We start from the raw sequence: 23,169 nt of genomic DNA, 5'->3' as shown, positions 1-23,169 counted from the left end.
ACGGCCTCCCCGGCATCGGCCGGCGGAACACCGTTCCGGCGCACATCCATGGCATCCGTCGTCGCCACGTCCGCGGACGGCTGACGTCAGGTCATCCGCCCAGGTAGTGGAAGCCCGGCTTCGGGTGCATGAGGAAGTCGTGGTGCGAGATGTTCCAGGCGTACGCGCCCGCCAGCGCGAAGGCGACGCGGTCGCCGGCCCGTAGCTCGGCGACCGGGACGCCGCGGGCCAGGACGTCCTTGGGGGTGCACAGCTGACCGGCCAGGGTGACCGGTTCGTCGCGGGCGGCGGGGCGGGGCCAGTCCCGGTCCCAGTCGGCGGTGGGGAGCACCTGGAAGGGGTGGTCGTGCTGTTTGGCGGCCGGGGTGCGCAGGTGGTGGGTGCCGCCGCGGAGGACCGCGAACGCCTCGCCGCGGCTGTGCTTGAGGTCCAGCACCTCCGTGACATACCAGCCGCAGTAGGCGGTCAGCGCCCGGCCCGGCTCGATCCGCAGGGTCAGGCCGGGGTGCCGGCCGGCGACATCGGCCAGGCCCTCGCCGTACGCCTTCCAGTCGAAGCGGGTGCCGGGGCGGGTGTAGTCGACGCCCATGCCGCCGCCCACATTGACCTCGGTGAGGTCCAGGCCGTGGCGGGCGGACAGCGCGCGAGTCCAGTCGGCGATCCGGGCGGCCACGGCGGTCTGGGCGGGGGCGTCGAGGCCGCTCGCGAGGTGGGCGTGGATGCCGCGCAGCCGGAGCGGGCCGTCCGGGGTGAGGAGCGGCAGGCAGTCTTCGACCCGGTCGGGGTCGAGGCCGAAGGGGCTGGGGCGGCCGCCCATGGCGAGCGCCGCGCCGCCCAGCGCCGCCTCGGTCAGGGGGAGGTTGACGCGGAGCAGGACGTCCACGGGGCGGTCGCCCGCGAGGGACGCCAGCAGCCGCAGTTCGTGCTCGCTCTCCACATGGAACCGCTCCGCCCCCAGCTCCAGCGCCCGCCGCAGCTCCGCCTCCGTCTTGCCCGGTCCGCCGAAGGCGAGCGGCCGCTGGGGCACGGCCTCGCGGACGTGCGCCAACTCGCCGCCCGAGGCGACCTCGTAGCCGGTGACGTACGGGGCGAGGCTGCGCAGGACCGGCGGTGCCGGGTTGGCCTTCGCCGCGTAGTACAGCTCGATGTCCGGCGGGAGCGCGGCCCGGATCTCCCGGGCGTGGTCGGCGAGGGCGGTGAGGTCGTAGACGTACGCGGGGAGGTCGTCCCCGCTCAGGTGCCCGGCGAGGGCGGCGACGGGGGCGGTGGTCGGCAGGGTGTTCAACGGGCGCTCCCGGGGGCGTTGACGCGGGCCGCCTCGGACAGCAGGTCGGAGGCGAGCGGGCTGGCGATACGGACGTAACCGGCGTCGCGGTCGGCCTTGCGGCCCCAGCGGGTCAGCAGGTTGGCCTTGGCGGGCAGGGGGACGCCCGCCACCAGGGCGCGCAGCGCGGGCGGGTCGTCGTGGGCCGCGGAGCGGGCCCACAGGACGCGGCGGACCGCCGACCACAGGCCGGGCTCCAGGCGGGGGTGGCGGTCGGCGAGCGCGGCGACCATCTCGGCGAGGTGGTTGACCAGCAGGCAGTACACCACCCTCTCCCAGCCGCGCTCACGCCCGTACGTCATGGGGCGGGCCACCGCCTCGGGCAGCGCGGCGAGCGCGGCGGCGTGGTGGCCGGGGACCAGCTTGGTGCCCTCCAGGTCGCGGAAGAGCACCTGGCGCGGGGTGCCGGCGCTGTCCACGCCGATGACCACGTTCTGCAGATGCGGTTCGAGGACCACGCCGTGGTCGAACCAGGCGGCCAGGACGGGCGGTACGAGGAGGTCGAGATACGCCTGCCACCAGGCGAGCGCGTGCTCGGGCCCGGTGCCGCCGAGGAGGTGGGAGAGCTGGGCGCCGCTCGTCGGGTACTCGTCGGCGACGGCCGCCGCCAGCAGCCCGGTCAGCCCCGGCCGCAGCCGGGCGGCCAGCCCCTCGCGGACGATCACGCCGAAGCCCTCGGTCAGGTGGCGGTCGTCGAGGTCGAGGGTGCGGTAGCCGGGCTCGCGCAGCAGGTCGGCGCCGGGGAAGCGGGCGGCGAGGTCGGCGGCGACGGGCTCCAGCAGCCGGGTGAGGGCGACGGCGCCGGACAGCTCGTAGTCGGCGTTCTTGCGGAGGCAGTTGGTGATGCGCACGTTCAGGCTGAACTTGAGGAAGTCCCGGCCGTCGTAGAGCGTGCGGACCGAGGCGGTCGGCGCGAAGTCCGGTCCGCCGGGCCCCAGGTCGAGAACGTCGCCGCGGTCGAGCGCCGCCCGCAGTACCCGGTGCTCGCGGAGCATCGCGTACTGCCAGGGGTGGGCGGGCAGCAGCCGGTAGCCGTCCGGGACCGGCCGCTGGCGGTCCAGCGGCGCCAGGGCCCCGGCGTACGCGGTCTCCTCCCGTACGCACTCCCGGCGCACGGCGAGGTGGTGCAGCGGGAAACGGGCGCCGGCCTCGGGCGCGAACAGCGACCAGGAGGCGGGGCTTCCGGTGCGGGCCTTGGGGGTGGGGTGGAAGCGGTGGCCGAAGAAGAGGGACTGCTCGGAGGCCAGATAGGCGTCCGGGGCCGGGCCCTGTGTGGCCTTCTCCCGCGCCTCCAGGGCCGCCCGCCCCTCCAGGGCGGCCGTCATGCCCGCGTGGCTGGAGGCGACCTGCGCCAGGAACTCGTCGTTCCGGACCCCGGTGCGCAGGTGGAGTTCCCGGTGGATGCGCTCGGCCAGGCCGCGCCAGGAGACCTCCGCCCAGGTGCCGTCGCGCTGTTCGCTGACCGGTCCGGTGAACCGGTGCGCGCCGATCAGCGACGTACGGCGCAGCCCCACCCGCAGCAGGACCCCGCTGCGGGGCAGCCGCAGCCGCAGCCGGCCGTCGGCCACGACGGTCTGGTGTTCCGGTCCCGACACCTCGCGCAGCAGACAGTTGAGCAGGGTGTGGGCGGTCGCGTGGTCGGCGGAGACCAATGGTGTGGTGGGCGAGGAGGTCGTTGGCATGGAGCGGCTCCAGCGGGTGCGGAGAGGCGGGAGGCGGAGGGATCAGGGGGTGGGGAGCGCGGCCGTCATCTGCCGCGCCCCCGCAGGAGGTAGTTGGGCCCGGTCACGTAGTGCTTGTTGACGTCGGCGGCGCCCGACCGGGCCTTGGTGAACAGCGTGCCCGCGGTCACCATCGCCTTGACCGGCAGCCGGTCCGCCTCCAGCACCCGGGCGCGCAGCAGGGCGGCGGCCGCCCCGGGGCGGGCCGCGCCGAGCCGGTCGACGGCCTCGGTCAGCCGGTCGCGCACCTGCCGCAGCAGCACGTCCAGGGGCGCGCGGCCGAGGGCGGCCAGTTCGAAGGCGAGCGCGGCGGCGCACAGATGGACGGTGATGGTGGTGAACACGTCCGCCACCGGGCCGTCGCCGCCGGTCAGGATGCGGCGGTCGTCGAATCCGCACAGGTCCGCGGCGTCGGCCCCGCCGATCATCGCGGCGAGCCGTACGGCGTGGACGCGCGGCCCGTCGTGGTCCTTGATCAGCAGCCGCAGCCGTGGGGCGGCGGCCGGGGCGCCGGTGTCGTCGAAGACGAGGGAGGTGTTCTGCTGATGCGATTCCAGGGCGATGCCGTAGGCGAAGAGGGTGGTGTGGAAGTCGAAGAGGAGGGTGAGGTACGCGTCGAACAGGGCGAGCAGGTTCCCGCCGTAGTGGCGCTCGGCGAGCGCGTCCGCCACCAGCCCGCCGTCCGGGGTGCGGGCCAGCAGCCCGGCCAGCGGCACGACCTGGGTGTTCTCCAGCCCCGGCGGATAGCGGCGGATCAGCGTGGCCAGCAGCTCGTGCCCGGCGTGGAGGTGGGTCGTCTCGTCGGCGGGCAGCACGGTGTCCGCGAACCGCGGCTCGCGCGCGATCACCGCCTCCACCAGGCGCTGCGCCACCTCGCCGTCGACGAGCGTGCCCGGTTTGACGGTCCGCCGGTTGCGCAGCCCCAGGGTCGCGGTGGTGAGCGGCAGCTTGAGGTGGGTCAGCGGATCGTCGGTGACGGCGACGGTCCGCATCGACAGCGTGGGCCGCACCTCCAGCCACGGCCGCTCGGCGAGCCGCGCCCGCCCGCGCAGCCCGGCCGCGTCGAGGGCGGCGTCGAGGGGACGGCCGGCGGTGAGCGGATGCACGGGGAACGCGAGGTGGTCGGCGTCGAGCCGCCCGGGCAGCCCCAGCTCCCCCGGCCTCGGCCACCACGCGGGCAGCCGCCCCGGATCGCCGCCGACCGCCGCGCGCGGGAGCGCGAGCCAGCGCAGCGCGAAGCCGGGCGCGAACTCGGGGGCGTGGGCGCGCAGGGCGTCCTCGCCGAACACGGACCGGCCGCGGCTGGTCGGGTAGACGGGGTGGTCGCGGAAGGCGGCCAGCGTGTCGTACGCGACGGCCCCGCCCATCCCGGCCCACTCCCCGGTCTCCCCGTACCGCGCGGTCAGCTGCCGGACGACGCCGGGCCGGATGCGGTGGTGCAGCCGGATGGCGTCCAGCGCCTGGTGGCACTCGTCGACGAAGGCGTCGTACAACTCCCGGTCCTCGTCCGCCACGACCTCCCGCAACCGCCCGAGCACGGCCTTGAGCCCCCGCAGCACGACGCCCCCGGCCGGGGGCCACGGCTGCTCGTGCTCCAGGGTTACCGGCCGGCGGGCGCGGATTTCGCACTGGAAGCCTTCCGGTTCCACCGGCAGCAGCACGCTTCCGCCCTCCCTCAGCACGATGCGCAGCCGGTCGCCGTCGGGGCGGCGCACGGTGCGGGCGCCGCTGCGCAGCCGGTACGCGTCCTCCCGGAGCAGGGTGTCGAGCACCCGGCCGAGAAGTTCCTCCTCCGCGTCTTCCCCCTCCGTAGGGCTCATGACGCGATCTCCCAGCGGTGGGCGGCCAGGAACTCCGTCACGGCCGCGTCGATCCGGCGCTGGTCGGTGCCGGTCGCGCGCAGGACGCCGAGGAAGTCGCGGTTGGTGCGGTAGAGGGGGTGTTCCTCGCCGATGTCGCGCAGCGGGCGGTAGTCGAGCCGTACGCCGTCGCGTTCGGTCAGGCTCGCCGCCGGGGCGGCGACAAGGCGGCCGGGGCGGTCGGCCGTGACGTACTCCATGCGGACCCGGCCGTCCGTGCGGGCGCCGAGGTCGGCCGGGAGCGGTTCGCCGAGGTGGGTGCGGAGGATGTGCTCGAAGAGCGGGATGCCGAGGAGTTCCGCGAGCACCAGGTCGCACTGGTCGCCGATGGCGCGGTAGTTGACCTCGATGAGGCGGGCCCGGTCGCCCTGGACGACGTATTCCGTGTGGCAGGCGCCGAATCCCACGCCCAGCGCCCGGAGCTGGGCCAGCACCTGATCGGTGTGGGGCTGCGGGGGCGGGGCGGGCAGGAGGCGCAGCCGTTCCTCGATGAAGTGCGGGGGTGGGGAGATGTCGGTGCGGAAGGCGCCGAGGACGTGGAGGGTGTGGCCGTCGCCGAGGGTTTCGAGGGTGCGCAGTTCGCCGTCCAGGTACTCCTCGATCACCAGCGCCGCGCCGGGCCGGTGGGCGCGTATGCCATGGCAGCCGCGGACGAGTGCGGCCGTGTCGGCGACGAGGACGACGTCCTCGCTGGCCACGCCCTCGCGCGGCTTGACGACGCAGGGGAAGGGCGCGTCGAGGGCGGCGAGGGTGGACGGGTCGTCGCCGGTGCCGAGTTCGGTGGACCAGAGGGTGTCGGCACCGGCCGCGGCGAGGGCGCGGCGCAGCTCGGCCTTGTTCTTGGTGCGGAGGGCGGCGCGCCAGTCCTTGCCGGGGAGGCCGAAGTAGGCGGCTGCGAGGGCGGCCTGGGTCTGGAGGTGGTCGCTGTTGGTGAAGACCGCTCGGGGCCGCCGTCCGTCGGGGGCGGCGGCGATCCGGCTGATGACCTCGCGGAAGTCCCGTACGTCGCAGGGCGCGATGTCGAGCGTGGCGGGGAGCCGCCCGCCGCGGGCCGCGTGGCGGGCGTACGCGCGCTCGTGCGCCTCGGGCTGGTCCGTGAGGAGGGTGACGGCGAGTCCGAGGCGGGCGGCGGCGGGGAGGAAGCCTTCGGTGACGGAGTCGGTGGGGTTGAGGGCGAGCAGGTGGATCGGCGCGGGGTGGGCAGGGGTGGGGGACGGCCGGGGTGCCGTGTCGAGATCATTCTCGTTCACGAGCCGAGATTAGGTTAGGCATGCCTAAGACTGCCAATTCGGCTGCCGAGTACGCCCGTTTGGCCCTGTTGCGCCGTCAACTCGACACCCCGATCCGGCGGTGCCGGGCCCGGCGGGCGGCGAGCCGCTCCTCGCGGTCCTGGGCGCGCAGGGCGGCGAGTTCGGCGCCGAGGATGTGCCCGAGACGCTCCAGGAACCCCTCCCCGTCGCCCTCCTCCACGACGCGGTCGACGATGCCGCCCGCCAGCAGGTCGGCGGAGCGCACCCCCTGCCGGTCGGCGACCTCGTACGCCCGCTCGGTGGTGCGGTGGAGGATGGCCGACGCGCCCTCGGGGGGCAGCGGCGACAGCCAGGCGTGCCGCGCCGCCACGACCCGGTCGGCGGGCAGCAGCGCGAGCGCGGCCCCGCCCGCGCCCTGGCCGAGCAGCAGGCAGAGGGTGGGCGCGGGCAGCGTCACCATGTCCGCGAGACACCGGGCGATCTCCCCCGCCAGTCCACCCTCCTCGGCCTCGCGGCTGAGCGCCGCCCCGGCGGTGTCGATGACGGTGAGCAGCGGCAGCCCCAGCTCGGCCGCGATGCGCATCCCGCGCCGGGCGGTACGCAGTCCGGCGGGCCCGAGCGGCTGGTCCTGGGCCGAGGCGCGCCCACCACCGCCCCGCCGCCCGCCCCGGTTGTGCCCGAGCACCACGCAGGGCACGCCGCCGACCCGCGCGAGGGCGAGCAGCAGCCCGGGGTCGTGCTCCCCGGCGCCCGTCCCGCTGAGCGGGCTCACATCCTGCGCGGCGACCCGCAGCAGATCCCGCACCCCGGGCCGGTCCCCGCGCCGCGAGGCCCGGATCGACTCCTCGGTCGAGGGCCCCACCGCCGTGGCTCCCCCGCTCCCGGCGCCGGGCCCGGCCGCGCCGTCCGCGGACGTCCCGGCGCCCCGCCCCACCGGGGGTTCGGCGGCTGGCCGAAAACCATCCCCCGAGGGCCGGGGCGGCGGGCCCTGGTCTTTGCACAGGACCCGCAGCACCCTCGCCGCCACCTCCGCGAGGCGGCTCGTCGGGAGCACCGCGTCGATCAGGCCGTGGTTCATCAGGTTCTCGGCGACCTGCACGCCCGCCGGGAACTCCTCGCCGTACAGGGCCTCGTGCACCCGCGGGCCCATGAAGCCGATGAGGGCGCCCGGTTCGGCGGCGGTGACGTGGCCCAGGGAGCCCCAGGAGGCGAGGACGCCGCCGGTGGTGGGGTGGCGTACATGCACCAGGTACGGCAGGCCCGCGGTCTTGTGGTCCGTTATCGCCGCCGCCACCTTCACCATCTGCAGGAAGGCGACCGTGCCCTCCTGCATGCGGGTCCCGCCCGAGGCGGGGGCGGCCAGCAGCGGGAGCCGTTCCGCGGTGGCGCGCTCGACGGCGCGGACCAGCCGCTCCCCCGCCGCGACCCCGATCGAGCCGGCGAGGAAGCGGAATTCGCAGGCCACATAGGCCACGCGGCGCCCGTCGAGGCGCCCCTCGCCCGTGATCACCGATTCGTCGAGCCCGGTGCGCTCGCGGGCCCGCTCCAGGTCGGCCCGGTAGTCGGGATCGGCGGTCGTGATCTCGACCGGCTCGTCCCAGCCGCGCCGGCTGCCGGGGTCGAGGAGGGTCTCGACCAGGTCGATGGCGGACATGCGGGCGCCCGCGCGGGGATGGTTTCCGGTCATGCCTGACACCTTCCACCCACCCGGCACAGCTCAATCATTCCCGGCGTGTGGCAACGCTCTCCCCTCCGCACCGGGCCGCCGATGATCGCGGCAGGGCACGTACGCCGGGGGCGCGCTCAGGCCTCTTCGTCCGCCAGCGCCGCGTCGAGCGCCGCCGTCAGCCGCTGCACCCGCGACCGCAGATCGACCAGTTCCTCCTTGTCCAGACCGCTGGCCCGGATCACCTTCAGGGGCACCTCCCGGGCGCGCTCCTTGAGCGCCACGCCCTCCGCCGTCGGCCGGACCGTCACCGAGCGCTCGTCGTGCGCGCTGCGCTCGCGCTCGACGAGTCCGGCCGACTGCATGCGCTTGAGCAGCGGCGACAGGGTGCCCGAATCCAGCCGCAGGTACTCGCCCAGCTGCTTGACCGGCATCTCGCCGTGTTCCCACAGCACCAGCAGCGCCAGGTACTGCGGGTACGTCAACTCCGTGTCGCGCAGCACCCGTCGGTAGATGCCGCCGAAAGCGCGCGAGGCGGCGTGCAGGGCGAAGCAGAGCTGCAGGTCGAGCCGGAGCGGATCGTCCTCCGTGGCGGCCCCGCTCTGCGCGGAAAGCGGGTCGGGCTGAGATGACATATGACCAGCGTACCTCTTAGTTGTGCACAATTTAATTGTGTGCTCTACTGCCACTGCCGGATCGGACCGGACTCCCCCGGCCACCGGGACTGGAAAGGGATTGGTCTTCATGGATGCGCTCTACACCGCGGTGGCCACGGCGAACGGCCGCGACGGACGCGCCGTCAGCTCCGACGGCCGGCTCGACCTGCCCCTCGCGATGCCGCCCGCCCTCGGCGGCGACGGTGCGGGCACCAACCCGGAGCAGCTGTTCGCCGCCGGCTACGCCGCCTGCTTCGCGAGCGCGCTCGGCCTCGTCGGCCGCCAGACCAAGGTGGACACCAAGGACATCTCCGTCACCGCCGAGGTCGGCATCGGCAAGGACGAGTCGGACGGCGGCTTCGCCCTCAAGGTGACGCTGCGCGTCGAGCTGCCGGCCGACCTGGAGAACGAGGCCGGCCGCAAGCTGGTCGAGCAGGCGCACCAGGTGTGCCCGTACTCGAAGGCGACGCAGGGCAACATCGAGGTCGAGCTGGTCGCCGAATAACCGTCGGGCCGGCCGGGCGCCGCGGCAGCTTCCGATGGAGCTGCCGCGGCGCCCGGCGGTGGTCAGGAGCAGGGCTTGTAGAACTGCTTCCAGCCGTCGGTGGGCATGGCCGGCGGCTCGGACAGCGACCCGGCTTCGCCGTACTTCTGGAACGCCGCGTAGTCGAAGTCCGCCAGGCCGCCGCCCGGCTTCGACAGGCGCACGTCCCGGTCCAGCTGGCCGTCGCCGCCGTTGTTGAGGATGGCGAGGTCCGGGTAGGCGTCGTCGTTGTAGCGGGCGATGGTCAGCTGCCTGGCCTCGCCGTGATCACCGATGTCGGAGTGCCGGGCGTCGGCCGACCGCAGGTTCGTCCGGTTCAGCGGGCCGGGACGGACCTCCGCGAGACGGGCCGTGTTGGGGTCGTCCCCCTTGGCCGGCTCGACGACGTTGACGACCATGTCCAGCGTGCCGTCGTTGCCGAAGTCGGCGACCGCGGCGGTCGCGGTCTCGCTCTTCTTCGCCCCGAGCAGGTCCTTGACCTGGACCTTGTTGCCGAACGAGCCGCCCTTGGCGCCCCACTGGATCGTCATCCCGGTGCCGGTGTGCCCAGGGTTGACGATCTTGTCGGGGTAGCTGTCGCCGTCGAGATCGCCGATCAGCGTGGTCGCGTCGGCCAGACACGGGGCCGACGCGTCGGCGGCGCGGTCGGACCGGTGCGCGCCGCCCGGGGCGGACGGCTCGGCCGCCCCGGCCTGATAGCCGGCGACGGTCAGGGTCAGCGCGGCGGCCGCGATCGGCACGGCGAGCAGACGTGAGCTCTTCCGGAACATGCGTGAGCTCCTTTCACTTGATGACGTGCTGTCAGAGGGGAGCCCCAGGTGGCGAGTTCATCTTCTGAACGCCGTGTGACACGAATGTGACATTCACATGGACGGCGTGGGCGCCGGGGGGCGCGACGCACGCGGCACTTGCGCGACGTCGTTACGCGACGTCCAGGAATCCGGCGGGCCGGACCGCGGACACGCCGAAGCGGGCCCGCGCCCGGTCGGCGGCGGCCTCCGCGCGGCGGGCCTTGTCCTCCGCGGCGTCGAAGGACAGCTGGTGGGAGGCGAGTTCGGCGCTCATCAGCCCCTCGGCCCGCAGGCTGATGGACCGCACCCGGGCCCGCTGCAGCCCGAGCGCGTCGTGCAGCGCGTACGCGGTGGCGGTCAGCACCGGGGTGTGGCCGGTCGGCTCGGTCAGGGCCCGGGAACGGGTCGTCGAGGAGCGGTCGGCGTACCGGACGGTGAGGCTGAGCCGGGCCGCGATCTGCCCGCTCGTGCGCAGCCGGATGCCGAGTTCGTCGGCGAGCGTCAGCAGCGCCCGGCGCCGCCGGACCGGGTCCAGCTCATCGCGGTCGAAGCGGTGCTCGGCGCCCATGGCGCGGGCGGGGGCGTTCGGGGTGACGGGCGCGGGGTCGATGCCGTGCGCCCACGCGTGCACCCGGCGCGCGGTCGCCGCGCCGAGGATCCGCTGCAGCGTGGACAGCGGCGCGGCGGCGATCCGCTCGGTGGTGTCGAGCCCGTACGCGCACAGGGCCCTGGCCGTCGCGGGGCCCACACCGGGCAGGGCGATGGGCGGCTTACGGGCCAGGAACCCGGCGACGGCGTCGGGGTCGTCGGGGACGGTACGGACCGTGCCGGGCGTGTTCGGCGGGCTGTCGTGGGCGGCCATGCGGGCGAGCATGGGGTTGGCGGCGACGCCCACGGTGCAGTCGACGCCGTACCGGGCGAGCGCCCGCACCCGCACGATCTCCGCGAGCCCCGCCGCGTCCCGCCCGAAATACCGCAGCGCACCCCGGACATCGGCGAGCGCGGCATCGGGCGGCAACGCCTCCACGACGGGCGTCACCTCGCCGAGCAGCGCGAGCAGCCCCTGATAGACGTCCTCGGCGAGCACGCCCTCCCCCTGGAACCGCACGTACAGCACATGCGCCACGGCCTCGGCCGGCCGGCCGGGCTCATGGGGCTCGCGGGGGTTTTCGGTGGTCATCCCGCGCTCCCCGGGCTCGCGTGCCACAGCTTGCGGCCGGTGGCGGACTGGTCGCCCGCGGGCTGGAGGTCGGCCCAGGGGTGCATGGCGTAGCCGGTGGACAGCTGGATGCGGCGGCCGGATTCGGGGCCGGCCGCGTCCGCGCCCGCGCCCGCCAGCTCGGCGGCCACCGCCTCCAGGCCGCCTTCGCTCCGCAGCCGGGCCAGTTCGGCGAGGTTCCACACGGCCGAACCGACGACGCTGAGGCTGCGCGGGCCGCGGCGCTGGACGACGCCGCGCACCAGCAGCAGCCAGGAGTGGAAGACGGTGTGCGCGCACGCGGCGTGGCTGTCGTCGAAAAAGGCGCAGTCGACCAGGCCCGTACCGTCGTCCAGGGTGGTGAAGATGACCCGGCGGCCGGAGCGGATCGGCGGGGTCTGGGTGGCGGCCTTGGCGCCCGCGACGAGCACCGTCTCCCCGTGCCGGGCCGACCGCAGCCGCTTCGCCGGCATCGCGCCCAGCTCGTCCAGGAAGACCCGGTGGTCGGCCATGAGATGGCGGGAGACGTCCATGCCGAGGATGCCGAGTTCGGCGCCGAGGCGTTCGCCCTCGTCGAGGTCGGGCAGGCCGGCGGGGGCGGGCGGGCCGGTCTCGGCCAGCGGGAGCTGACCCTCGTCGTGGGCCCCGCCCCGCTGCCGGTGCAGTTCGGCGATGTGCAGCAGCAGGTCGCGGCGGCCCGTACCGAACGCGTCCAACGCCCCGACCTGGGCGAGCCGTTCGGCGACGGGACGTCCGGGGTGGGCGCGCAGCCACAGGTCCTGGAGCGAGGAATAGGGCTGTCCGGCGGCGATGCGCCGGGTCTCGGCCTCGCTGATGCCGTGGACGTCGCTCAGCGCCAGCCGGACGCCCATATCACCAGCCCCGGACACCAGTTCGATTCGATAGCCGGGGCCCGAGCGGTTCACATCGAGCGGAAGGATCGGCACGCCCCGCCGCCGCGCGTCCGCCAGCAGCAGCCGCTTGGGGTACATCCCGGGGTCATGGGTGAGCAGTCCCGCGTAGAAGGCCGCCGGATGGTGCGCCTTGAGCCAGGCGGACTGGTACGTGGGGACCGCGAAGGCGACCGCGTGCGCCTTGCAGAAGCCGTACGAACCGAACGCCTCGACGATCTGCCAGGTGCGGCCCAGCACCTCCGCCGCGTAACCCCGCCGCCCCGCCTCGGCGTGGAACCAGGCCCGCACCCGGCCCTGCCGTTCGGGGTCGGACAGCGCTCGGCGCGCCTCGTCGGCGAGGTCCCGCCCGCATCCGGTCATGATCGACAGGATCTTGATGATCTGTTCGTGGAAGACGACGACCCCGTAGGTCTCGCGCAGCGCGTCCTCCAGGTCCGGATGCGGATAGCGGGCGGGGTGGCGGCCGTGCCGGGCGTCGATGAAGGGGCGCACCATGTCGGCGGCGACCGGGCCCGGCCGGAAGAGCGATATGTCGACCACGAGGTCGTGGAAGGAGGTGGCCTGGAGCCGGCCGAGGAGATCGCGCTGGCCGGGCGATTCGATCTGGAAGCAGCCGAGCGTCTCGGTGGAGCGGATCAGGTCGTAGGTCGCCGGATCGCCGGGCCGGACCTGCGAGGGGTCGTCGAGGTCGACGGTTTTCCCGGTGGCCCGCCGGATCTCGGCGACCGCGTGCGCCATCGCGGACTGCATGCGTACGCCGAGGACGTCGAGCTTGAGCAGCCCCAGCTCCTCGACGTCGTCCTTGTCGAACTGCGACATGGGGAAGCCCTCGCCGCTGGTCGGCACGATGGGGGTGCGGGCGAGCAGCCCGGCGTCGGAGAGCAGGACCCCGCAGGGGTGCATGGCGATGCCACGGGGCAGGCCGTCGAGCGCCTCGACCAGTTCCCAGAGCTTGCCGAACCGTTCCTGCTCCGCCGTCGCCTCACGCAGTTCCTTCAGCTCCGGCAGTTCGGCGAGGGCCGCGCGCGCGTCGCGGGCGCGGATGTGCGGGAAGGACTTGGCGAGCCGGTCCACCTCGGCCGGGTCCATGCCGAGGGCCGCGCCCACGTCCCGTACGGCGTGCCGCACCCGGTAGGTCTCGGGCATCGAGACGGTCGCGACCCGCTCCGCCCCGAAGCGGTCGAAGATCGCGCGGTAGACGTCGAGGCGGCGCGCCGACTCCACGTCGATGTCGATGTCGGGCAGCGCGGCCCGCCGCACCGACAGGAAGCGCTCCATCAGCAGACCGCACGACACGGGGTCGGCGTGGGCGATGCCGAGCAGATGGTTGACGAACGAGCCCGCGCCGGAGCCCCGGGCGGCCACCCGCACCCCGAGCGCGCGGGTGTCGTCCACGACCCGGGCGACGGTGAGGAAGTACGAGGCGAAGCCGAGCCGTTCGATGGTGCGCAGCTCGTCCTCGAGACGCTCCCAGCGCACCCGGTCGCGGTCGTGCCCCCGCAGCACCATGGCGGCGGCGCAGCGCGACCGCAGCACCCGCTCCGCGCTCCGCCGCCCGGCGCCGACCAGGCCCGGCTCGGGGAAGTGGACCGTGCCGAGGCCGATGTGGTCCTCGGGGTCGACCAGGCACGCGGCGGCGGTGCGCGCCGTCTCCTCCAGCAGCCGGTGCGCGCCGTCCCGCCGCAGCCCGGCCGCCTCCGCGACGCGCTCGGCGGCGCGCGCCATGTCGCGCGGGCCCTTGAGCCAGCGCTCGCCGCTGTCGAGCGAGGCGGGGTCGCGCGGGTCGATGGGGACCAGGCGGCGGGCGGCGTCCAGGACGTCGGCGACCGGGCCCTCGCCGGGGTCGGCGTAGCGGACGGCGTTGCTGAGGACGGCCCGGACGCCCTGGTCGGCGGCGAAGCCGACGGTACGGGCGGCCAGCCGCAGCGAACCGGGCCCGGTGCCGGCGCGGCCGTGCCACACGGCCTCCAGCCGCAGCGCGTCGCCGAACAGCTCGCGCCAGGGGGCGATCAGCCGTGCGGCCCGGTCGGGGCGCCCGGCGGCCAGGGCGCGGCCGACGTCGGAGTCCGGGCCGAGGAGCGCGGTCACGGGGGCGAGCGCCCCGGGGGTGCTCACCAGGTCGCGCCAGCGCAGCAGGGGTGGCCCGTCGCCGCCTGTGCGGGCGGAGCCGGGGTGGGCGAGCCCGGTGTGGGCGGCGGAGACCAGCCCGCACAGGGCGGCCCAGCCGGCGGCGCCGTCCCGGGCGAGGAAGACCGCCCGGGGCGCGGACTCGTCGATGAACGCCCCGCCGCGCACCGGTGTGCGCCGCCGGGCCGTGCGCCCCGGGTCCGGGGGCTCCGCCTGGACGGCGAGGTCCACCCCGAAGAGCGGCCTGACCCCCGCGGCCTCACTCGCCCGGGCGAACCGCACCGCTCCGGCGAGGCTGTCGCGGTCGGTCAGCGCGATGGCGTCCATGCCGCGCTCGGCGGCACGCGCCGCCAGCCGCTCCGGGTGCGCGGCGCCGTACCGCATGGAGAACCCGGAGGCGGTGTGCAGATGCGTGAAGCCTGGCATCCGCACCTCCCACTGCTCACACCCCCTGGCCGATCCTGCTCCGCTCGTCCTCCCCGGCCCCCACCTTAACCCCATCCTCGAACAAGCGTGCGAGTGACATCGCACGCCCCTCACTCCACCTCACCTATCCACCATAAGCATGCAAATCACCTCTTCATTCCGCGTGTCGCATCCCGGGGAACCGGCCATCGGCGCACGTATCCTGATCACCATGACGGAGCCGACCCTGCTCGACCTGCTGCGGGAACAGCGCACCGGCGCGCTCGTCACCCTCAAGCGCGACGGCCGCCCCCAGCTGTCCAACGTCGCCTACAGCTACGACCCGGCCGAGCACCTCATCCGCGTCTCGGTGACCGACGACCGCGCCAAGACCCGCAATCTGCGCCGCGATCCGCGCGCGAGCTTCTACGTCACCAGCGGCGACCGCTTCTCCTATCTGGTGGCCGAGGGCGACGCCGAGCTGACCCCGGTGACGACCGACCCCCATGACGCCACCGCCGATGAGCTGGTCGAGGTCTACCGCGCCATCCAGGGCGACCATCCGGACTGGGAGGAGTTCCGCGCCGCGATGGTGGCCGACCGCCGGCTGGTGGTGCGGCTGCGGGTCGGCCACGCGTACGGCTGGGGCCGCCACACCGGGCCGCTCAGCGGCGCGCTCGACTGACCCGGCGCCCGGCGCCGTCGAAGACACCACCGGCTTCGCCCCGATACGGTCGGCTTGCCCTGGCAGATTCTCGCTCCGGTGTCACTCGCGCACCGCGGCCCCCGGCACACCTCTCGGCCGAGCGTCCCTGAATCGATTCGAGCGGCGCTGAACTGTCGTTCGAGGAGGCGGCGGCCCGCCCGCACTCCCCCGGCCCGCACATCAGCCCGCACCCGGTCGACACGCGGCGTTCCCCTGGGCCACGCCGTGCGCACGCGACAATGAGCCACCGAACGACTACTTGTAGCGACCGGAAGTGCTCGATCAACGTGCGTTCCCGACCCCCGGGGCGTAGAACTCCGTCCGGTATCTGCAAGCACGAGCAAGGGAGTGTTCGCTATGCGGAAGTCGACAGGGACGATCGCCGGTCTCGGTGCCGCGCTGGCCATGAGCGCCGCGCTCGGGCTGGGGGCGAGCGGCACGGCACACGCCGAACCCGCGACGCCGAAGAGCCTGTATCCGCCGTCCGCGCTGGTCCTCGGCGTCGGCTACGGGGACGACGCGTCCTCGCCGGCCGTACAGCGCGCGGTGACGCTCAGCTGTCAGCCCACCCCCACGGGTACCCACCCGGCGCCCGCCCGCGCCTGCGCCGAACTGCGCGCCGCGGACGGCGAGTTCTCCACCCTGACCGAGTCCGCCGAGTCCGGCCGGATGTGCACCAAGGAGTGGCGGCCGATCACCGTCACCGCGCAGGGCGTCTGGGACGGTCAGCGGGTGGCGTACGAGCACACCTTCGCCAACAACTGCGTCAAGAACGCGGCCGCGACCCAGCTCTTCGAGTTCTGAGCGGGCCACGCACACCGGGCGGGCCGAGCGGAGCGAAGGCCCCCGGACACCGTCCACGGGTGTCCGGGGGCCTGTCCCTGTGCGGGCGGATCCGCCGGTACGTCAGCCGATCTCGGCGCCGTACGCCTTCAGCGCCTCCGGCACCGGCTGGAAGAACGTCTCGCCGCCCGAGGAGCAGTCACCGCGGCCGCCGGAGGTCAGACCGAGCGCCGTGCCGCCCGCGAAGAGCGCGCCGCCGCTGTCGCCGGGCTCGGCGCAGACGTTGGTCCGGATCAGCCCGCTGACCGAGCCCTCCTGGTAGTTGACGGTCGCGTCGAGGCCGGTGACCTCGCCGTCGTGCACCTGGGTGGTGGAGCCGCTGCGGGTCACCTTCTGGCCGACGGTGGCCTCACCGGCCTTGGAGATGGCCCGGGTGCCGCCGTCGTAGAGGTTCACCGCGCTCGGGTGCGGCACGCCCTTGGTGTACTTGACCAGGCCGTAGTCGTTGCCGGGGAAGTCGCTGCCCTCGTTGGCCCCGATCTCGTCACCGTCCTGCGAGTCGGACCAGCTCTTGATGGACTCGGTGCAGTGCCCGGCGGTCAGGAAGTACGGCTGACCGTCCTTGACCACGTTGAACCCCAGCGAGCAGCGCCCGCCGCCGCCCCAGATGGCGTCGCCGCCCGCAAGGAAGGTGGAGAACGTACCGGCCGAGCGCTTCACCTCGACCTTGTCGCCCAGACTCTTGGCAACCTTGCCGAGGGTGGCCATCCGGCTGCCCGTGACGCTGCTGTCCGCGGTGACGACGACCTTGTTGGCTCTGGGGTCGACCGACCACGAGGTGCCGGGAATGGTCGCCTTGTCCTTCAGGGTGGCACTCGCCCGGCCCAGCTGGGCCAGTGTGTGCTCGACCACCTTGGCCTCGGCGCCCGCGTCGCGGACCCGCTCGGCGGCGGCCTTGTTCACCACGTTGACCACGAGCTTCCCGGCCTTGGCGTCGTAGTACGAACCGGCCGAGTCACCCCCCAGCGCCGAGGCGAGGGTGTTCGCGAGCTTGCCCGCGGCGTTCACCGAGAGCGTGTGGGGCCGCGGCTCGGCGGGGGCGGCGCTGGCGTTCTGCAGGGTGAGGGCGGCGGCGACCAGAGCCACGGCTCCGGTCCCGGCGATGGCGGCACGGCGCTTGGGTATGCGGCGGTGCTTCAACTCTCGGTCCTCCAGTGGGGGGTTGGGCCGTTGAGGCAGTGGGGTGCCCGGCCCGGAGGGCGTACGGCACGGCGCGCGCCTGCCCATGCGGGAGCGCGTCCATGCCACATTGCGCGCCGAGTATTCCCAGCGCCGCCGGAGGCGCACAAGACCGCGTTCACGTCATCCGCGTGGCATTCATGGAGCGTCGATCCTCATATCCGGACATGACGGTGCCCGCGCACCTCGAACGGGCGCGCGGGCACCGGCCCATGGCCGACGGATCAGCGGGCTATCGCTCCACGGCACGCTCCGGTTCGTGCTCCGGCTCGCGCTCCGGTTCGCGCTCCGTCAGCGTGGGGACGCCCGGAGCGGGCGGGGCGGCCTCCGGTGCGGACGCTCCCCGCCCGGCGGACACCGGCTCCCCGGCCGGCTCCCTGGCGCTGCCGCCGTCCGCCCGGGCCGCCTCCTGGGGCTGCTGGCCCCGCTCCAGGAAGCGCAGCAGCTCCACCGGTATGGGCAGGACCAGCGTGGAGTTCTTCTCGGCGGCGACCGCCATCACCGTCTGCAGCAGCCGCAGCTGGAGGGCGGACGGGGTCTCGGCCATCTGCGCGGCGGCCTCGGCGAGCTTCTTCGACGCCTGCAGCTCCGCGTCCGCGTTGATCACCCGGGCCCGGCGCTCCCGGTCGGCCTCCGCCTGGCGGGCCATCGACCGCTTCATGGTCTCCGGCAGCGACACGTCCTTGATCTCGACGCGGTCGATGTGGACGCCCCAGCCGACGGCCGGGCTGTCGATCATCAGCTCCAGCCCCTGGTTGAGCTTCTCCCGGTTGGAGAGCAGATCGTCCAGATCGCTCTTGCCGATGATCGAACGCAGCGAGGTCTGGGCCATCTGGGAGACCGCGAAGCGGTAGTCCTCGACCGCGACGATCGCCTCGGCCGGGTCCACGACCTTGAAGTAGACGACCGCGTCGACCCGCACGGTCACATTGTCGCGGGTGATGCCCTCCTGGGCGGGCACGGGCATCGTCACGATCTGCATGTTCACCTTGCGGAGCCGGTCGAAGGCCGGAGCGATCATCGTGAAGCCGGGCCCCCGGACATCCGAACGGAGCCTCCCGAGCCGGAAGACCACCCCCCGCTCGTACTGCTTGACCACGCGGGCCGCCGCCATGGCGCAGACGACACCGATACAGGCCAGGATCACCACCACTGTCACGAATGCATCGAGCATCACGGCCACCTGCCGTCCGTATCGCGAACGATGCCCCACCCGGGGTATCGATGTCCACAATAGTCCCGCTCCGCCCGGCTTGGGAGGGTTGCGGAAACCGGGAAACCCCCGCCCGGAGACCCGGGCGGGGGCGTGCCAGGTGGTGCGACAGCCGTGTCCGTACGTCTTTAGTAGACGCTCACGCCGTACGCGTTCAGCGCCTCGACGACCGGCTGGAAGAACGTGGTGCCACCGGAGGAGCAGTCACCGCTGCCGCCGGAGGTGAGGCCGAGGGCGGTGGAACCGGCGTAGAGGGGGCCGCCGCTGTCGCCGGGCTCGGCGCAGACGGTGGTCTGGATCATGCCGTACACGATGTCGCCGTTGCCGTAGTTGACGGTGGCGTTCAGCGCGGTGACCCGGCCGCTGTGGATGCCGGTGGTGCTGCCGCGCCGGGTGACCGTCTGGCCCACGGTCGGGTTGGCGGCGCTGGTGATGTCCTGGCTGCCGACCGTGCCCTGCGGGGTGACCGAGCCGCTGTACCGGACCAGACCGTAGTCGTTGGTCGGGAAGCTGGAGCCGGCCGTGGGGCCGATGGTGGTGGTGTGCCCGGAGTTCGACCACCAGGTGCCCGCGCCGTCGGTGCAGTGACCCGCGGTGACGAAGTAGTTCGCCCCGCTGCTGTTGCGTACGTTGAAGCCGAGCGAGCAGCGCCAGCTACTCGCGTAGATGGCGTCGCCGCCGGAGATCAGCTTCTGGATCTTGCCGGGGGTGCGCTTGACCTCGATCGCGTCGGCGTTGCCGCCCGCCGCGTCCTTGATCTTGGCTATCTCGCCCTGGGAGACGGTGCTGTCGGCGGTGACCACCAGACCGCCCGTCGCCTTGTCGACATACCAGGCGGTGCCCGCGACATCCGCGTTCAGCACGGCCGCGCTCGCCGATGTGGTCTCGGCCGCGCTGAAGGTGCGGGTCGCGTCGTTCCCCGCGTAGGCGGCGGGAGCGGCGAGCGCCGCCCCGGTCACCAGGGCCGATGTGGCGGCGAGGAGTGCGATGCGTCTCGCCCGGGTGCCGTGGGGGGTAGTGGTGCGCTTGATCCTCAACTCTTCCTCCGGGGAATCGGGGGTCTGCTTGGGTGGGCAGGCCCGTGAGGCGCAGTCAGCGAGCACACCGGACGGGATTTTCCGACGTGCTCCTGACAAGCGCTGCCCGGAAGTATTCGCGGCCGAGGCCGGAAAGGGCAAGAGGACGGTTCGGAAAACCATTGGACACACGCCTCATGGCCCCGGCGCCTTTCGGCCGCCGGGGCGGTGCGCCCGTCCCTTCGGGCACGTGGTGAGACGAGCACGACGGCGGCCGGGTTCCACTTCGGCACCGCTCCGGTGGCCCCGCCCCCGTACGACCGTCTCCGGTACCGCTTATTCCGGGGCGTCCGGACGGGAAAGCCCCAGGTGATCACGGAGGGTGCGGCCGGTGTACGCGGCGCGGAAGACGCCCCGTTCCTGGAGCAGCGGAACCACCCGGTCCACGAACTCGTCGAGCCCGCCGGGGGTCAGATGCGGCACCAGGATGAAGCCGTCGGCGGCCTCGTCCCGCACAAAACGCGCCATCTCCCCGGCGACCGCCTCCGGGGTGCCGATGAACGACTGCCGTCCGGTCGTCTCGATGACGGTCTCCCGGATGGAGAGCCCCTTCTCCTCCGACAGCGCCCGCCACTTGGCGGCGAGCGCCGGCGGATCGGCGTGCCGCACCCGGCCCTGGACGAGCTGGGAGCCGGGGTCCGGGTCGATGTCCGGAAGGGGGCCGTCCGGGTCGTAGCCGGACAGGTCGACGCCCCAGACCTGCTCCAGGGCGAGGATCGCGTTCTGCGGCGAGACCTGCTGCCGCCGGATCACGGCCGCCTTCTCCTGGGCGTCGGCGGTGGTGTCGCCGAGGACGAAGGTCACCCCGGGCATGATCTTCAGATCGCCGGGCGCCCGGCGATACGCCGCCAGCCGCCGCTTGACGTCGGCGTAGAAGGCGCGGCCCGCCTCCAGGGTGCCGTGCCGGGTGAAGATGATGTCGGCGGCGGAGGCCGCGAACTCCCGGCCCTCGTCGGAGTCCCCGGCCTGGATCACCACCGGATGGCCCTGCGGGGAGCGCGGTACGCCGAAGTGGCCCTCGATGTCGAACTGCTCGCCCCGGTGCGCGAACGGGCGCGGCGAACCGCCCCTTGGCCAGGAGTCCCACAGCTCGCGCGCGGTGGCGACGAACTCGGCGGCCCGGGTGTAGCGGTCGGCCCGGTCGAGGTAGCCGCCGCGCCGGAAGTTCTCTCCGGTGAACGCGTCGGATGAGGTGACGACGTTCCAGGCGGCGCGGCCCCCGCTGAGGTGGTCGAGGGAGGCGAGGCGGCGGGCGAGTTCGTACGGCTCGTTGAAGGTCGCGTTGACGGTGGCGGCCAGGCCGAGCCGTTCGGTGACGGCGGCGAGCGCGTTCAGCACGGTGATCGACTCGGGCCTGCCGACCACGTCGAGGTCGTGGACGCGGCCGCCGTGCTCGCGCAGCCGCAGCCCCTCGGCGAGGAAGAAGAAGTCGAACAGACCGCGCTCGGCGGTGCGCGCCAGATGCTCGAAGGAGCTGAAGTCGATCTGGCTGCCGGACCGCGGATCGGCCCAGACGGTGGTGTTGTTGACGCCGGGGAAGTGCGCGGCCAGATGGATCTGCCGGGGCTGCTGTCGATCGTTCACCGGGCTGCCTCCCTCGCGAGGGCGTAACGGTTGGCCGGGCGCGGCCGCCCCAGGTGCTCGCGGAGCGTCGTACCGGGATAGAAGGTGCGGAACAGCCCGCGGTGCTGGAGCGCCCCGACCGTGCCGCCCACGAATCGCTCCAGATCGCGGTGCGGGACGGCGGGGACGATGTGGAAGCCGTCCACGGCCCGGGCGTCATGCCACCCGGCGATCAGGTCCGCGAGGCCGACCGGGCCCCCGCGGTACAGCGGCGGAGCGCCGTCCCGGGCGGTCAGCGGGTCCCGGGGGGAGTCGGGTCCGCCGTCGCCCAGGTCCACCGCGAGGGCGGCGAGCACGGTGAGCGCGCCCGGGTCCCGGCCGTACGCCGCCGCGCGGCGGCGCAGTTCGTCCCGGGCCCGGCCCGCCGCCTCCGGGTGGGCGGCCCGTATCCAGGCGATGTCGGCGTGACGGGCCGCGGTGTCCCAGGTCACCGGGTCGGTGGCGGCGACGGCGACCACCGGGTGGCCCTGCGGCGGCCGGGGCACGATGGCTGGGCCGCGCACCCGGAAGCCGGCGCCCTCGTAGTCGACGTAGTGCAGCTTGTCGCGGTCGATGAAGCGGCCGGTGGCGGTGTCGCGGATCTCCGCGTCGTCCTCCCAGCTGTCCCACAGCCGGGCGGAGACATCGGCCACCTCCCCCGCCTCCGCCCAGAGTTCGGGGGCGGGCGCGGCGGGGCGGCGCCCCACCAGCCGCGCCTCCGCCTCGGTGGCCGACACCCCGACGGTCCAGCCCGCCCGGCCGCGGCTCACCCAGTCCAGGGTGGCCACGGCGGACGAGACGTGGAACGGCTCGGTGTGGGTGGTGGTGACGGTCGGCACCAGGCCGATCCGCTCGGTGGCGGGCGCGACGCGCGCGAGGACGGCGAGCGCGTCGAGCCTGCCCTGCCCGTCCCCCGGCGGGCCGAACGTGTCGTCCAGGGTGACGAAGTCGAGCGCGCCGCGCTCGGCGAGCCGGGCCAGCTCGATGTAGTACGGCGCCCCGTACTGGCCGGCGCCGTCGATGGCGGCGGCCAGATGCAGGGGACCGGCGGGTGTGGTCATGGACTGGGGCCCTTCCTCGGTCGGGGGATGGTCACAACGTGGCCAGACCGCGCGGGTTGACCTCGGACTTCTTCACTGCCTCGCTGGAAAGCCCCCAGCGCTTCAGCACCCGGGCGTACGAGCCGTCCTGGATGATGTGGTCGATGGCGGCGGCGTACGCGTCGACCAGTCCGCTGCCCTTCCTGGTGGTGGCCGCGATCTTGCCCTGCACCAGGTCGCCGCCGCCGGAGAGCGTGCCGATGATCTGGGTCTGACCGGCCGAGGCCACGTGGTAGGCGGCGGTGGGGTGGGGGCCGAGATAGGCGTCGATGCGCCCGGACTGGAGGGCGAGGTAGTAGTCGGTGTCCTTCTGGAAGTACGTGATGTCCACGGGCTCGCGGCCCGCCTTCTGGTTCTCCTTGCTCCAGTCGACGAGGATCTTCTCCTGGTTGGTGCCGGAGGAGACGGAGATGGTCCTGCCCGCGACGTCCCTCGGGCCCTTGACCCGCCACGAGGTGCCCTTCTTGGCCTCGAAGGCGAGGTTGTCCAGCCGGTAGGTCGCGAAGTCGTACTTCTGCTTGCGCTCCTCGGTGACGGTGACGTTGGAGAAGACGGCGTCGAACTTGGAGCTGTCCAGGCCGACGAAGAGGTTCTCCCAGGAGACCGCGTCGAAGGCGATCTTGAGCCCGAGGGTGTCGGCGACCAGGGTGGCGAGGTCGATCTCTACGCCGATCCGGGTCGTGTCGTCGGTCGCGTAGAAGCCGAGCGGCGGCGAGGCACCGGCGCTGCCGCCGACGCGCAGCGTGCCGCGGCGGCGGATCGCCTGGGGCACCTTGGCCGCGATCGCGTCCGCCTTCGTGCCTCTGATCCGGTGCTGCCGGGGGCTGACGTTGAAACCGGCGCCCTTCTTGCCGTCGGCGCCCACCGTCTGCTGGGCGTCACCGTCGCCGCAGGCGCCGAGCAGGGCCGTGGCGGGGACGGCGGCGAGGGCGGCGGCGAGCAGGGTGCGGCGGCTGGTCACGGGGGTGCTCCTTGGATGCATGGGGTGGTTCACC

18 protein-coding genes are annotated in these 23,169 nt (G+C 73.8%); 3 read left to right on the top strand and 15 right to left on the bottom strand.

Going from position 1 to position 23,169, the window contains the following annotated elements:
- Positions 1-91 precede the first annotated feature (91 nt).
- The 6 genes from ASC60_RS20950 to ASC60_RS20925 form a co-directional block, all read right to left on the bottom strand.
- The gene (locus ASC60_RS20950; protein ID WP_055553238.1) at positions 92-1,285 is read right to left on the bottom strand and encodes a type III PLP-dependent enzyme; all 1,194 of its coding nucleotides are present in this window, start codon (positions 1,283-1,285) and stop codon (positions 92-94) included.
- Positions 1,282-3,006 carry an IucA/IucC family siderophore biosynthesis protein gene (locus tag ASC60_RS20945; RefSeq protein ID WP_055553236.1) on the bottom strand — a complete coding sequence of 575 codons (1,725 nt, stop codon included), beginning with the start codon at positions 3,004-3,006 and terminating at the stop codon, positions 1,282-1,284. Before ASC60_RS20945 ends, ASC60_RS20950 begins: the two co-directional genes overlap by 4 nt.
- Before the next feature lie 65 nt (positions 3,007-3,071).
- Positions 3,072-4,865 (bottom strand): IucA/IucC family protein, encoded by a 1,794-nt coding sequence (locus tag ASC60_RS20940; protein WP_055553234.1) that lies wholly within the window; start codon positions 4,863-4,865, stop codon positions 3,072-3,074.
- Complete coding sequence (locus tag ASC60_RS20935; RefSeq protein ID WP_055553567.1) at positions 4,862-6,091, bottom strand: acetyl-CoA carboxylase biotin carboxylase subunit family protein; 1,230 nt, start codon at positions 6,089-6,091, stop codon at positions 4,862-4,864. The genes ASC60_RS20940 and ASC60_RS20935 overlap by 4 nt, the downstream gene beginning before the upstream one ends.
- Positions 6,092-6,230: 139 nt before the next feature.
- Complete coding sequence (locus ASC60_RS20930; protein ID WP_055553233.1) at positions 6,231-7,841, bottom strand: carboxyl transferase domain-containing protein; 1,611 nt, start codon at positions 7,839-7,841, stop codon at positions 6,231-6,233.
- Positions 7,842-7,957: 116 nt separating this feature from the next.
- Positions 7,958-8,455, bottom strand: a complete 498-nt coding sequence (locus tag ASC60_RS20925) for a MarR family winged helix-turn-helix transcriptional regulator (protein WP_055553231.1) — start codon at positions 8,453-8,455, stop codon at positions 7,958-7,960.
- Positions 8,456-8,564: 109 nt separating this feature from the next.
- Here ASC60_RS20925 and ASC60_RS20920 point away from each other — a divergent pair, with 109 nt between their 5' ends.
- A complete protein-coding gene (locus tag ASC60_RS20920) occupies positions 8,565-8,981 on the top strand; it encodes an organic hydroperoxide resistance protein (protein WP_055553565.1) in 417 nt (138 codons plus the stop codon).
- A gap of 62 nt (positions 8,982-9,043) precedes the next feature.
- Here the strand turns inward: ASC60_RS20920 and ASC60_RS20915 are convergent, their stop codons facing one another.
- The 3 genes from ASC60_RS20915 to ASC60_RS20905 form a co-directional block, all read right to left on the bottom strand.
- Positions 9,044-9,790 (bottom strand): VCBS repeat-containing protein, encoded by a 747-nt coding sequence (locus ASC60_RS20915; protein WP_055553229.1) that lies wholly within the window; start codon positions 9,788-9,790, stop codon positions 9,044-9,046.
- 151 nt (positions 9,791-9,941) lie between these two features.
- A complete protein-coding gene (locus tag ASC60_RS20910) occupies positions 9,942-10,991 on the bottom strand; it encodes a helix-hairpin-helix domain-containing protein (RefSeq protein ID WP_055553227.1) in 1,050 nt (349 codons plus the stop codon).
- A complete protein-coding gene (locus ASC60_RS20905) occupies positions 10,988-14,476 on the bottom strand; it encodes a DNA polymerase III subunit alpha (RefSeq protein WP_055553225.1) in 3,489 nt (1,162 codons plus the stop codon). The genes ASC60_RS20910 and ASC60_RS20905 overlap by 4 nt, the downstream gene beginning before the upstream one ends.
- 211 nt (positions 14,477-14,687) lie before the next feature.
- Here ASC60_RS20905 and ASC60_RS20900 point away from each other — a divergent pair, with 211 nt between their 5' ends.
- Entirely contained in the window at positions 14,688-15,140 is a 453-nt protein-coding gene (locus tag ASC60_RS20900; protein WP_055553564.1) for a PPOX class F420-dependent oxidoreductase, read from the top strand.
- 378 nt (positions 15,141-15,518) lie between these two features.
- Positions 15,519-15,965, top strand: a complete 447-nt coding sequence (locus ASC60_RS20895) for a subtilase-type protease inhibitor (RefSeq protein ID WP_055553224.1) — start codon at positions 15,519-15,521, stop codon at positions 15,963-15,965.
- Between the two features lie 102 nt (positions 15,966-16,067).
- Here ASC60_RS20895 and ASC60_RS20890 read toward each other — a convergent pair whose 3' ends face one another.
- The 6 genes from ASC60_RS20890 to ASC60_RS20865 form a co-directional block, all read right to left on the bottom strand.
- Positions 16,068-17,144: a S1 family peptidase gene (locus ASC60_RS20890; RefSeq protein WP_055553223.1), complete on the bottom strand. Its 1,077-nt coding sequence runs from the start codon at positions 17,142-17,144 to the stop codon at positions 16,068-16,070.
- A gap of 271 nt (positions 17,145-17,415) precedes the next feature.
- Positions 17,416-18,357: a slipin family protein gene (locus ASC60_RS20885; RefSeq protein ID WP_055553562.1), complete on the bottom strand. Its 942-nt coding sequence runs from the start codon at positions 18,355-18,357 to the stop codon at positions 17,416-17,418.
- 167 nt (positions 18,358-18,524) lie between these two features.
- The gene (locus ASC60_RS20880; RefSeq protein WP_055553221.1) at positions 18,525-19,433 is read right to left on the bottom strand and encodes a S1 family peptidase; all 909 of its coding nucleotides are present in this window, start codon (positions 19,431-19,433) and stop codon (positions 18,525-18,527) included.
- A 315-nt stretch (positions 19,434-19,748) separates the two neighbouring features.
- Complete coding sequence (locus tag ASC60_RS20875; protein WP_055553219.1) at positions 19,749-21,056, bottom strand: NtaA/DmoA family FMN-dependent monooxygenase; 1,308 nt, start codon at positions 21,054-21,056, stop codon at positions 19,749-19,751.
- A complete protein-coding gene (locus tag ASC60_RS20870) occupies positions 21,053-22,135 on the bottom strand; it encodes an LLM class flavin-dependent oxidoreductase (protein ID WP_055553216.1) in 1,083 nt (360 codons plus the stop codon). The genes ASC60_RS20875 and ASC60_RS20870 overlap by 4 nt, the downstream gene beginning before the upstream one ends.
- A 31-nt stretch (positions 22,136-22,166) precedes the next feature.
- Positions 22,167-23,156: an ABC transporter substrate-binding protein gene (locus ASC60_RS20865; protein ID WP_199831006.1), complete on the bottom strand. Its 990-nt coding sequence runs from the start codon at positions 23,154-23,156 to the stop codon at positions 22,167-22,169.
- Positions 23,157-23,169 lie beyond the last annotated feature (13 nt).

Source organism: Streptomyces sp. NBRC 110028 (assembly GCF_001417735.1).
Lineage (GTDB): Bacteria > Actinomycetota > Actinomycetes > Streptomycetales > Streptomycetaceae > Streptomyces.
The sequence above is the reverse complement of the archived record's forward strand: the minus strand, read 5'-3'. Positions and strand labels throughout refer to the sequence as shown.